The organism is Pseudomonas sp. B21-048 (assembly GCF_024748615.1).
Classification (GTDB): domain Bacteria; phylum Pseudomonadota; class Gammaproteobacteria; order Pseudomonadales; family Pseudomonadaceae; genus Aquipseudomonas.
In genome coordinates, this window is sequence record NZ_CP087168.1 from 3,821,644 (window position 1) to 3,833,317 (window position 11,674).

Genomic DNA, 11,674 nt, shown 5'->3' on the forward strand with positions numbered 1-11,674 from the left:
CAGGCAAATGCGTACTAATGCGTGCTAATTCTTTCCTTAGAGTCAGACTCGCGTTTTTCATCCTTTGTAACGATCTCCGGAACCACATCCGGCAAGGGTTCCGGCGCGTATTGCAGCGCAATTTGCAGGACCTCGTCAATCCATTTCACTGGTTTAATCTGGAGATCTTGCTTGATATTGTCAGGAATTTCCTTCAGATCGCGTACGTTCTCTTCAGGAATGATCACCGTCTTGATTCCGCCACGGTGAGCAGCCAGCAGTTTTTCCTTCAGCCCGCCTATCGCCAGTACTTGGCCACGCAAGGTGATTTCGCCAGTCATGGCAACGTCCGCACGTACAGGAATGCCAGTCAATGCGGATACCAAGGCCGTGCACATACCTACACCGGCGCTAGGGCCATCTTTCGGGGTCGCCCCTTCCGGCATGTGGATATGCGTGTCGCGCTTCTCATGGAAGTCCAGAGGGATCCCCAGGCTCTTCGCGCGGCTGCGGACAACGGTCAGGGCTGCGGTGATCGACTCGACCATCACGTCACCCAAAGAACCGGTCTTGATCAATTGGCCTTTACCCGGCACGACCGCGGCTTCGATGGTCAGCAACTCGCCACCCACCTGAGTCCACGCCAAGCCCGTTACCTGACCGATCTGATCCTGCGACTCAGCCAGACCGTAGCGGAATTTACGCACACCCAGGAAGTGCTCGAGCATGTCGGCAGTGACCTTCACCGAGAAGCGTTTTTCCATCGCGTGCTCTTTGACCGCCTTGCGGCACACCTTGGCAATCTGGCGCTCCAGCCCGCGTACACCGGCTTCGCGGGTGTAGTAACGGATGATGTCGCGAATGGCTTCGGCGTCGAATTCCAACTCGCCTTTCTTCAGACCGTTAGCCGTAATCTGCTTCGGCGAAAGGTATTTGACGGCGATGTTGATCTTCTCGTCTTCGGTGTAACCCGGCAGACGAATCACTTCCATCCGGTCCAGCAGCGCCGGTGGAATATTCATGGAGTTGGAGGTGCACAGGAACATCACATCGGACAGGTCGTAGTCGACTTCCAGATAGTGATCGTTGAAGTTATGGTTCTGCTCGGGGTCGAGCACTTCCAGCAACGCCGACGCCGGATCGCCACGCATGTCGCTGCCCATTTTGTCGATTTCATCGAGCAGGAACAGCGGGTTGCGGACGCCCACCTTTGTCATCTTTTGAATCAATCTTCCCGGCATCGAACCGATGTATGTCCGGCGATGACCACGAATCTCCGCCTCATCGCGCACACCACCGAGGGCCATGCGCACGAATTTGCGGTTGGTGGCGTGAGCGATCGACTCCGCCAGAGAAGTTTTACCCACCCCTGGAGGACCGACCAGGCACAGCACCGGACCACGAATCTTCTTCACGCGCTTCTGCACGGCGAGGTATTCGAGAATCCGCTCTTTGACTTCTTCCAGACCATAGTGGTCGGCATCGAGAATGTCTTCGGCACGGGCAAGATCCAGACGCACCTTGCTTTGAGCTTTCCACGGCACCTGAACCAGCCAGTCAATGTAGGAACGCACCACCGTCGCTTCCGCGGACATTGGCGACATTTGCTTGAGCTTGTTCAGTTCGGCCTGAGCCTTGGCCAGCGCGTCTTTCGGCAGGCCGGCGGCATCGATACGCTTTTTCAGCTCTTCGATTTCGTTGTGACCTTCGTCGCTGTCGCCCAGCTCTTTCTGAATGGCCTTCATCTGCTCATTCAGGTAGTACTCGCGCTGGCTGCGTTCCATTTGCTTTTTAACGCGGCCGCGAATGCGTTTTTCGACTTGCAGCAGATCGATCTCGGCATCCAGCAACGCCAGAACGTGCTCGACCCGAGCCGACAAATCGATAATTTCGAGGATTTCCTGCTTCTGCTCGATCTTCAGGGCCATGTGCGCGGCCATGGTATCGACCAGGCGACCTGGCTCGTCAATGCTGTTGAGCGACGACAGGACTTCAGCAGGGACTTTCTTGCCCAGCTGCACATATTGTTCGAACTGAGCCAGCAGGCTGCGGACAAACACTTCCGACTCGCGCTCAGGCGCATCGGCTTCGTCGATCAGCGAAACTTCGGCACGGCAGTGGCCGTCGACTTCGCTGAAGCGCTCCACGGCGCCCCGCTGCTCGCCTTCGACAAGAACCTTGACCGTGCCGTCAGGCAGCTTGAGCAGCTGCAGAACGGTAGCGATGGTGCCTACGCGATAAAGTGCTTCTTCGCCGGGATCGTCGTCAGCAGGATTTCGCTGAGCCAGCAGAAGGATCTGCTTGTCGCCCGTCATCGCTGCCTCGAGGGCTTCGATGGATTTCTCGCGCCCCACGAACAGCGGGATAACCATGTGCGGATAAACCACGACATCACGCAATGGCAGGAGAGGCAATTCGATGGTTGTCTTCATGATTTCGCCTCTACGGCGGCCATAAGGCCGTAAACAGATGGAAGTAAGCTTGAAACCAAGATGGGGGCTGCTTTCAAAAAAAACAAGCGGATAAAAGAACCACTTTAAATATCGCCGCTTAGGGCAGCGCCGACGATGGTCCGGACACATCCGAAAACAGATCGGCCATCAGGTCGCCCTCGCTGCGGTGCGGTGATCCGACAAGCCAGTTTCCACAATAGCAAAGGGGCCCGAAGGCCCCTTCTTTATTTCAGCAGTTTGACGCTTAGGCGTCCGGCGCTGCCTTGGCAGTCGGCTCACTGTTTTCGTAGATATACAGTGGCTTGGACTTGCCTTCTATAACGCTTTCATCGATCACTACTTTACTCACCTCGGACTGCGAGGGGATTTCATACATAGTGTCGAGCAATACACCTTCGAGAATCGAGCGCAGTCCACGTGCACCGGTTTTGCGTTCCAGGGCACGTTTGGCGACCGATTTCAGCGCGTCGGCCCGGAACTCCAGGTCCACGCCTTCCATCTCGAACAGCTTGGCATACTGCTTGGTCAGAGCATTTTTCGGCTCGGTGAGAATCTGCATCAACGCAGCCTCATCAAGCTCGTCCAGCGTGGCAAGTACCGGCAGACGACCGACAAACTCCGGGATCAGACCGAACTTGACCAAATCGTCAGGTTCGACTTCACGCAGGGACTCACCGACTTTCTTGCCTTCTTCCTTGCTGCGCACTTCCGCGTTGAAACCGATGCCGCCCTTGGTGGAACGGTTTTGAATAACCTTTTCCAGACCGGAGAACGCACCACCGCAGATGAACAGGATGTTACGGGTGTCGACCTGAAGGAATTCCTGCTGCGGATGCTTGCGACCGCCCTGAGGCGGAACGGAAGCGACCGTGCCTTCGATCAACTTGAGCAGGGCCTGCTGCACGCCTTCACCGGAAACGTCCCGGGTGATCGACGGGTTGTCAGATTTGCGCGAGATCTTGTCGATCTCATCGATGTAGACAATACCCATCTGGGCTTTTTCTACGTCGTAATCGCACTTCTGCAGCAGCTTCTGAATGATGTTCTCGACATCTTCACCCACATAACCCGCCTCGGTGAGGGTGGTTGCGTCGGCGATGGTGAACGGAACGTTCAGCAAACGGGCCAGTGTTTCGGCAAGCAGGGTTTTACCCGAGCCTGTCGGGCCGATCAGCAAAATGTTGCTTTTGCCGAGTTCGACGTCGTCATTCTTTTTGTCACGCTGGTTCAAACGCTTGTAGTGGTTGTACACCGCTACGGCCAGAACCTTTTTCGCACGTTCCTGACCAATCACGTACTGATCAAGGATGCCGCTGATTTCTTTAGGCGAAGGCAATTTATGCGCGCTGCTTTCGGCCTGGGCTTCCTGCACCTCCTCACGGATGATGTCATTGCACAGGTCGACGCACTCGTCGCAGATAAAGACCGAGGGGCCGGCAATCAATTTGCGTACTTCATGCTGGCTTTTGCCACAGAAGGAGCAATAGAGCAGCTTGCCGTTGTCCTCGCCGTTGCGGGTGTCAGTCATTCGTTCGATCCAAATCCGATAGGCTTGCAACACAAGATGAAGGCTATTGCGGGCTTTTTCAAGCCCGCTGGTGATCGGACCCGCCGACCCACCTTATTTTGAGCTGCTTATTTTAAGCGGGGCGCTGGTTGATCACTTCGTCGATCAACCCGTAATCACGCGCAGCCTCTGCACTCATGAAATTATCGCGGTTGGTATCGCGCTCGATTTCTTCAAGAGTGCGCCCGCTATGCTTGGCCATCAGCGTGTTGAGACGCTCACGAATGAAGAGGATTTCCTTGGCATGGATTTCGATATCCGAGGCCTGGCCCTGGAAACCGCCCAGTGGCTGGTGAATCATCACACGCGAGTTCGGCAGGCAGTAACGCTTGCCTTGGGCACCGGCCGTCAGTAGAAACGCGCCCATGCTGCACGCTTGACCGATACAGGTGGTCGACACGTTTGGCTTGATGAACTGCATGGTGTCATAGATCGACATGCCCGCTGTCACCGAACCGCCCGGCGAGTTGATATAGAGATGGATGTCCTTGTCCGGGTTTTCCGCTTCAAGGAACAGCAGTTGCGCACAGATCAGGTTGGCCATGTAGTCCTCTACCGGACCAACCAGAAAGATCACTCGCTCCTTGAGGAGGCGCGAGTAGATGTCATAGGCGCGCTCGCCACGAGCAGACTGCTCGACAACCATCGGGACCAGGCCGCCTGCGGCCTGGATATCAGAGTTCTGCTGAATATACGAATTACGGAACATGCTCTGCAGTCACTCCCAAATAGTTATGTCTTGAATACGCATAAGCCAGCACGAAGGCTGGCTTATGGTGTGTACTTCTTACCGCAAAAACAATCAGTCGGCTTGTGGAGCTTCTACCGGCTTGACCGCTTCTTCGTAAGAGACCGATTTGTCGGTCACGCTAGCTTTCTGCAGAACAGTATCCACAACTTGTTCTTCCAGCACAACCGAACGGACTTCGTTCAGTTGCTGGTCGTTCTTGTAGTACCAAGACACAACCTGCTCAGGCTCCTGGTAAGCCGAAGCCATTTCCTGAATCATCTCGCGAACGCGGGCTTCGTCAGGCTTGAGGTCGAATTGCTTGACCACTTCAGCCACGATCAGACCCAGCACAACGCGGCGCTTGGCTTGCTCTTCGAACAGCTCGGCCGGCAGTTGGTCAGGCTTGATGTTGCCGCCGAACTGCTGAACAGCCTGCACGCGCAGACGGTCGACTTCGTTGGACAGCAGAGCCTTTGGCACTTCGATCGGGTTGGTGGCCAGCAGACCGTCCATCACCTGATTCTTGACCTTGGATTTGATCGCCTGACGCAGTTCGCGCTCCATGTTCTTGCGAACTTCGGTGCGGAAGCCTTCCAGACCGGTTTCCTTGATGCCGAATTGAGCGAAGAATTCTTCGGTCAGTTCTGGCAGTTTTGGCTCGGAAACGGTGTTCACGGTCACGGTGAACTCAGCGGCTTTGCCTGCCAGGTCGAGGTTCTGATAGTCCTCAGGGAAGGTCAGGTTCAGAACGCGCTCTTCGCCGGCTTTAGCGCCAACCAGACCGTCTTCGAAGCCAGGGATCATGCGGCCAGAACCCAGCACCAGCTGGGTGCCTTTGGCGGAACCGCCAGCGAACACTTCACCGTCGACCTTGCCGACGAAATCGATGTTCAGCTGATCTTCGTTTTGAGCAGCGCGATCGGCAACTTCGAAACGGGTGTTCTGCTTGCGCAGGATTTCCAGCATCTTGTCCAGATCAGCATCAGCCACGTCAGCGCTCAGACGCTCGACAGCGATACCTTCGAAACCGGCAACGGTGAACTCAGGGAACACTTCGAAAATGGCGACGTATTCCAGATCTTTGCCAGCTTCCATCGATTTAGGCTCGATCGAAGGAGCGCCAGCCGGGTTCAGCTTCTGCTCAACAACAGCTTCGTAGAAGGAAGACTGGATCACATCGCCCACGGCTTCCTGGCGTGCATCAGCACCGAAACGGCGCTTGATTTCACTCATTGGCACTTTGCCTGGACGGAAGCCAGCGATCTTGGCCTTTTGGGCAGTCTGCTGCAGACGCTTGTTGACCTGAGTCTCGATACGCTCAGCCGGCACGGTGATGCTCATGCGGCGCTCAAGAGCAGAAGTATTTTCAACAGAAACTTGCATGGATATTCCTCGTTGCACAGACGTTAGCCGGCCGTTTCCGACCCCAGAATCAAGGGCATGCATTCTAGTGGGTCAAACTCAAGAAGTCACCCTACTGAAAACGGGTAAAAACAGCAGCAGGCAATTTATAGGCGAGGACAAACGGTTGTGCCTCGCCCTGTTAGCAAATACAGCCAGTCATGCCAAGGCTCTGCACCAATCCCTTCTATATATAGAAGGAATCGGCAATCCATCCCTGACAGCCGACCCCACGAGAGGGACCGACGGGCGAATCAGCATCATCGAGATACATAAATTCGACGACCCTACCCGCCCTTTCAACCCGGAACATACGGTTGTTTTGAAAATTCAGACGCCTAAAACAAAAACGGCGCAGCCCTTTTCAGGTGCTGCGCCGTTTTCTGCTATTAAATAGCTGTTTGTAATGGTGCGGACGGAGAGACTCGAACTCTCACACCTTGCGGCGCTGGAACCTAAATCCAGTGTGTCTACCAATTCCACCACATCCGCATCAAGCTTTTAAAGCAAAGGCGCCAGACTGTTAATCTGGCGCCTTTCTAAATATGGGGTGGACGAAGGGGATCGAACCCTCGACAACGGGAGTCACAATCCCGTGCTCTACCAACTGAGCTACGCCCACCATATTGCCATGTTGCGTTACTTGTGCCAAAGCTGCCTAATTGGCGCACCCGGCAGGACTCGAACCTGCGACCATCCGCTTAGAAGGCGGATGCTCTATCCAGCTGAGCTACGGGCGCCTTGTTAATCTGTATTCTTGGACGATTACAAACTAAGTGCTTTCAGTCTCACCGAATTAAACATCAATTCTGATCAACCTTCTTAACCAGTGCTAGGCTGTGCCCGACAAGTGCGACGAATGTTATAGGTGACCCTGAAGGTCGTCAACTCTTTTTAAAAAAAATTCATTTAATTAAAGGGGTTAGGGGAATTTGCAGACCAAGCGCCTTTGCCCTCACCTCATGACATGCGAGAATGCGCTCTCTTTTTTCCCCCTCTCGATGGTTAATCACGCGCAATGACTGCACAACTAATCGACGGCAAATCGATCGCCGCCAGCCTGCGCCAGCAGATCGCCAAACGAGTCGCCGAGCGTCGCCAGCAAGGCCTGCGCACACCCGGCCTCGCGGTGATCCTGGTCGGCAGTGATCCTGCCTCTCAGGTTTATGTCTCGCACAAGCGTAAAGACTGTGAAGAGGTCGGCTTCCTTTCCCAAGCCTACGACCTGCCTGCTCAAACCACTCAAGAAGCATTGAGCGATCTGATTGACCGCCTGAACGACGATCCGGCGATTGACGGCGTTCTGCTTCAGCTACCTTTACCTGCACATCTGGATGCCTCGAAATTGCTCGAACGCATTCGTCCCGACAAGGATGTCGACGGTTTCCACCCTTATAACGTCGGCCGCTTGGCACAGCGCATTCCGCTACTGCGCCCATGCACACCTAAAGGCATCATGACGCTACTGGAAAGCACCGGCGCCGATCTTTACGGAATGGATGCGGTCATTGTCGGGGCTTCCAACATTGTTGGCCGCCCAATGGCAATGGAACTGCTGCTGGCTGGCTGCACGGTGACGGTGACCCACCGTTTTACCAAGGACCTGGCAGGCCATGTCGGTCGCGCCGACCTGGTGGTGGTTGCCGCCGGCAAGCCGGGCCTGGTCAAAGGCGAATGGATCAAGGAAGGCGCGATCGTGATCGACGTCGGCATCAACCGTCAGGAAGACGGCAAGCTGGTCGGTGATGTCATCCATGAAACCGCCCTGCCCCGCGCCGGCTGGATCACTCCAGTACCGGGTGGTGTTGGTCCAATGACCCGCGCCTGCCTGCTGGAAAATACACTGTACGCCGCAGAAACACTGCACGGCTGAATTGATGCTTGCAGCACCGCATAAAAAGAACCCCGCCAATCGCGGGGTTCTTTTTGCCCGCGGAAAAATCTCGACCATCCGCCGGAAAAGCCTGTTTTTATCAGGCCCCCGCGCACTTTCATCTGAACATCGCTCAACCATCGACAGTTCTTCAGCCATACTCCTAAAATGCGTCGCTTTTTAAGAAATAGCCCGTTACAAAACGGCATATCCACCCTTCATGAGTCCGCCAGCGTGAAAATCCGCCTTTCAATCCTGAGCTTGTTTTTTGCATTTACAGGGACTTTCACCACACCCACGGTCAACGCCGCGGAAGTCACCGAGGCGCCCCGAGACATTTCACAACTGAAGATCGCTTCCGGCAGTGCCTTGCTGATGGATATGCAAACCAACAAAGTTATCTACGCCAGCAACCCTGACGTCGTAGTGCCAATCGCATCTGTCAGCAAACTGATGACCGGCCTGGTGGTGGTAGAAGCCCGACAAAACATGGACGAATACCTTTCCGTCAACATCAGCGACACCCCGGAAATGAAAGGCGTGTTCTCCCGGGTCAAACTCAACAGCGAATTGTCGCGCCGGGAAATGCTGCTAATTGCCCTGATGTCATCGGAAAACCGTGCCGCCGCAAGCCTGGCCCATCATTATCCGGGCGGTTACGTCGCATTCATTGCCGCGATGAACGCCAAAGCCAAGGCACTCGGAATGACCAGCACCCATTTCGTCGAACCGACGGGACTCTCACCTCGCAACGTGTCCACCGCTCGCGACCTGAGCAAACTGCTGGTCGCCGCGCACAAGCACCCCTTACTGACTGAGCTGAGCACCACCAAGGAAAAAACCGTTTCATTCCGTAAACCCAACTACAGCCTTGGGTTTCGCAACACCGACCACCTGGTCAACAAGCCGAACTGGGACATCAAACTGACCAAGACCGGCTTCACCAACGAGGCCGGCCACTGCCTGGTATTAGTAACCAGCATGGGTAATCGCCCGGTTGCATTGGTAATCCTTGATGCTTTTGGCAAGTACACACACTTTGCCGATGCTGGCCGGATTCGCAACTGGATCGAAACCGGGAAGAGCGCCAACGTGCCGTCTGTAGCCCTGCAGTACAAGTCCGACAAGAACCTCAAGCATCGCCAGAGCGGGGTGGTTGAAGCATCGAAGTAAGGTCGTGACAACTGCATGAGCGGAGGCGGGTTTTCAATCCGCCACCCCTCACATGCATGCCCGTCAGCGCTCGGTCGATAGCTCAACCAGCTGGAGCCTGCCCATTGCAAGGACAGGACAATAAACACTATCCAGATAAGATAGTGCTTGAGCGCTGCGCCCAACAGGCCAGTAGAGCCGCTCAGATGCTTGCGCGAACACAACCCAAAGGAAATCTTCATTCATGCGCGAATGAGTCAGCGAACTTTTTTCCAGACAAAGAAAAAAGGGGAACCCTTTCGGATTCCCCTTCACACCGCCCAGCAGAGCGGATTTTGTTTGGTAGGCGCGATTGGACTCGAACCAACGACCCCCACCATGTCAAGGTGGTGCTCTAACCAACTGAGCTACGTGCCTGCTGTGAGGCGGCATTCTACGGAATTCCGAAGGGGTGTCAACACCTTTTTTTCACCTAACCCTATGAATATGCAAAATATTTAATTTTGCTGCGGCAAAGAAGATTTTCCGCTGGCTGGCGGTCGATTTTTAACTCGGGTAGGATCGATACACTCGTAAAATATATTAAACAGAGGCTGCAGGATGGCGAACACCCCCTACCCAGAGTCTTATTACGCCGCGTCGGCCAATGCGGCGTCACCGCGCCCAACTTTGCAGAATGATATAGAGACTGATGTCTGTGTGATCGGTGCCGGTTACACCGGCCTGTCCTCCGCCCTGTTCCTGCTGGAAAACGGCTTTCGGGTTACCATTCTGGAGGCAGCCAAAGTGGGTTTTGGCGCATCGGGACGCAACGGCGGCCAGATCGTCAATAGCTACAGCCGCGACATTGACGTGATCGAGCGCAGCGTCGACCCCAAGCAAGCTCAGCTACTGGGACAGATGGCGTTTGAGGGCGGACGGATCATTCGTGAGCGGGTGACCAAATACAACATCCAGTGCGACCTGAAAGATGGCGGCGTGTTCGCCGCCATCACCGCCAGACAGATGGGGCATCTGGAGTCCCAGAAGCGTCTGTGGGAGCGCTTCGGTCATACGCAACTTCAGCTATTGGATCAGCAACGTATCCGTAACGTAGTGGCTTGCGATCAATACGTCGGCGGCATGCTCGACATGAGCGGCGGCCATATTCATCCGCTCAACCTTGCACTGGGCGAGGCCGCAGCCGTGGAGTCGTTGGGCGGGACTATTTACGAGCAGTCGCCAGCGGTGCGCATCGAGCGCGGCGCTAATCCGGCGGTGCATACACCTCAGGGCAAGGTCAGGGCTAAATTCATCATCGTCGCCGGCAATGCTTATATCGGCAACCTGGTGCCGGAGCTAGCGGCCAAGTCGATGCCCTGCGGAACTCAAGTGATCGCCACCGAACCCCTGGGTGATGATTTGGCCAAACATCTGCTGCCTCAGGACTACTGCGTCGAAGATTGTAACTACCTGCTCGACTACTATCGCCTGAGCGCTGACAAACGCCTGATCTTCGGCGGCGGCGTAGTCTATGGCGCGCGAGACCCGGCGAACATCGAGGCGATCATTCGACCGAAGATGCTCAAGGCTTTCCCGCAACTCAAGAACGTGAAAATCGATTACGCCTGGACCGGCAATTTCCTGCTGACGCTATCGCGACTGCCCCAGGTCGGACGGCTAGGCGACAACATCTACTATTCCCAAGGCTGCAGCGGCCACGGCGTGACGTATACGCACCTGGCAGGCAAAGTGCTGGCCGAAGCATTGCGCGGCCAGGCCGAGCGTTTCGACGCCTTTGCCGACCTGCCCCACTACCCATTTCCCGGCGGGCAATTGCTACGCACACCGTTCGCCGCGCTGGGCGCATGGTATTACGGATTGCGGGACAAGCTCGGCGTTTGATCGACAGAACCCGCCCGGGCAATGACCCCAAATCGAAACGAGATCCACAGCAACCGCCGAAGGCCGCGCTCAGTTCGGACCGCGCACAGACGAGCTTGAGAGAGCAGAAAAAGCCAAATCACAGACACAAAAAACCCCGGTCTTTCGACCAGGGTCTTTGCTATCGACTCGAAGCAGACACTCGCTTTACAGCGATTTGCTTCGTAGCTTCAAGGCGTTCAGTGGGCCTTGAGGCAGATATGGCGCAGCGGACGGGACTCGAACCCGCGACCCCCGGCGTGACAGGCCGGTATTCTAACCGACTGAACTACCGCTGCGTATCGCTTTGGACTTTCGCCCAAGTAACTCGTCTGATTGAAAACTCAGAAGCTTTTCAATCTAGAATCAGATGAATCTGACTCGGAAAATATGGCGCAGCGGACGGGACTCGAACCCGCGACCCCCGGCGTGACAGGCCGGTATTCTAACCGACTGAACTACCGCTGCGCGTCGGTGGAGGCTTTTAAAAGCTTCCATCTTGCTTTCGCAAGACTCTCGGAAGTGGTGGGTGATGACGGGATCGAACCGCCGACATTCTGCTTGTAAGGCAGACGCTCTCCCAGCTGAGCTAATCACCCGTTTGCATCTCCGAGGCC

8 protein-coding genes and 7 tRNA genes are annotated in these 11,674 nt (G+C 55.4%); 4 read left to right on the forward strand and 11 right to left on the reverse strand.

From position 1 onward, the window contains the following. Positions 1-14: 14 nt before the first annotated feature. The 4 genes from lon to tig form a co-directional block, all read right to left on the reverse strand. The gene (lon, locus tag LOY56_RS17920; RefSeq protein WP_258616125.1) at positions 15-2,411 is read right to left on the reverse strand and encodes an endopeptidase La; all 2,397 of its coding nucleotides are present in this window, start codon (positions 2,409-2,411) and stop codon (positions 15-17) included. A 265-nt stretch (positions 2,412-2,676) separates the two neighbouring features. Further along, positions 2,677-3,960, reverse strand: a complete 1,284-nt coding sequence (gene clpX / locus LOY56_RS17925) for an ATP-dependent Clp protease ATP-binding subunit ClpX (RefSeq protein WP_007901798.1) — start codon at positions 3,958-3,960, stop codon at positions 2,677-2,679. 112 nt (positions 3,961-4,072) lie between these two features. After that, on the reverse strand, positions 4,073-4,708 hold the full coding sequence (gene clpP / locus LOY56_RS17930) for an ATP-dependent Clp endopeptidase proteolytic subunit ClpP (protein WP_258616128.1): 636 nt from the start codon (positions 4,706-4,708) through the stop codon (positions 4,073-4,075). 93 nt (positions 4,709-4,801) lie between these two features. Further along, entirely contained in the window at positions 4,802-6,112 is a 1,311-nt protein-coding gene (gene tig / locus LOY56_RS17935) for a trigger factor (RefSeq protein WP_258616129.1), read from the reverse strand. Here tig and LOY56_RS17940 point away from each other — a divergent pair. Continuing rightward, positions 6,111-6,527 carry a hypothetical protein gene (locus LOY56_RS17940; RefSeq protein WP_258616130.1) on the forward strand — a complete coding sequence of 139 codons (417 nt, stop codon included), beginning with the start codon at positions 6,111-6,113 and terminating at the stop codon, positions 6,525-6,527. The two genes, tig and LOY56_RS17940, sit on opposite strands and share 2 nt — an antisense overlap. Before the next feature lie 10 nt (positions 6,528-6,537). Here the strand turns inward: LOY56_RS17940 and LOY56_RS17945 are convergent. The 3 genes from LOY56_RS17945 to LOY56_RS17955 all read right to left on the reverse strand — a co-directional run bounded on the left by LOY56_RS17945 (position 6,538) and on the right by LOY56_RS17955 (position 6,870). Then, positions 6,538-6,622 (reverse strand) — tRNA-Leu (locus LOY56_RS17945). Positions 6,623-6,676: 54 nt separating this feature from the next. Beyond that, a tRNA-His gene (locus tag LOY56_RS17950) sits at positions 6,677-6,752 on the reverse strand. 41 nt (positions 6,753-6,793) lie between these two features. After that, positions 6,794-6,870, reverse strand: a tRNA-Arg gene (locus LOY56_RS17955). Positions 6,871-7,148: 278 nt separating this feature from the next. Between LOY56_RS17955 and folD the strand changes: the two genes are divergently transcribed. Together folD and pbpG are read left to right on the forward strand one after the other, a co-directional pair. Continuing rightward, the gene (gene folD / locus LOY56_RS17960; RefSeq protein ID WP_258616131.1) at positions 7,149-8,003 is read left to right on the forward strand and encodes a bifunctional methylenetetrahydrofolate dehydrogenase/methenyltetrahydrofolate cyclohydrolase FolD; all 855 of its coding nucleotides are present in this window, start codon (positions 7,149-7,151) and stop codon (positions 8,001-8,003) included. A gap of 234 nt (positions 8,004-8,237) precedes the next feature. Continuing rightward, entirely contained in the window at positions 8,238-9,176 is a 939-nt protein-coding gene (gene pbpG / locus LOY56_RS17965; protein WP_258616132.1) for a D-alanyl-D-alanine endopeptidase, read from the forward strand. A gap of 319 nt (positions 9,177-9,495) precedes the next feature. On the opposite strand, the gene LOY56_RS17970 is transcribed toward pbpG, so the two are convergent. Then, positions 9,496-9,572, reverse strand: a tRNA-Val gene (locus LOY56_RS17970). A 183-nt stretch (positions 9,573-9,755) separates the two neighbouring features. Between LOY56_RS17970 and LOY56_RS17975 the strand changes: the two genes are divergently transcribed. Beyond that, a complete protein-coding gene (locus LOY56_RS17975) occupies positions 9,756-11,039 on the forward strand; it encodes an FAD-binding oxidoreductase (protein WP_258616133.1) in 1,284 nt (427 codons plus the stop codon). Between the two features lie 240 nt (positions 11,040-11,279). Here LOY56_RS17975 and LOY56_RS17980 read toward each other — a convergent pair. The 3 genes from LOY56_RS17980 to LOY56_RS17990 all read right to left on the reverse strand — a co-directional run bounded on the left by LOY56_RS17980 (position 11,280) and on the right by LOY56_RS17990 (position 11,656). Then, a tRNA-Asp gene (locus LOY56_RS17980) sits at positions 11,280-11,356 on the reverse strand. 92 nt (positions 11,357-11,448) lie between these two features. After that, positions 11,449-11,525, reverse strand: a tRNA-Asp gene (locus LOY56_RS17985). Positions 11,526-11,580: 55 nt separating this feature from the next. Beyond that, a tRNA-Val gene (locus LOY56_RS17990) sits at positions 11,581-11,656 on the reverse strand. Positions 11,657-11,674: the final 18 nt, after the last annotated feature.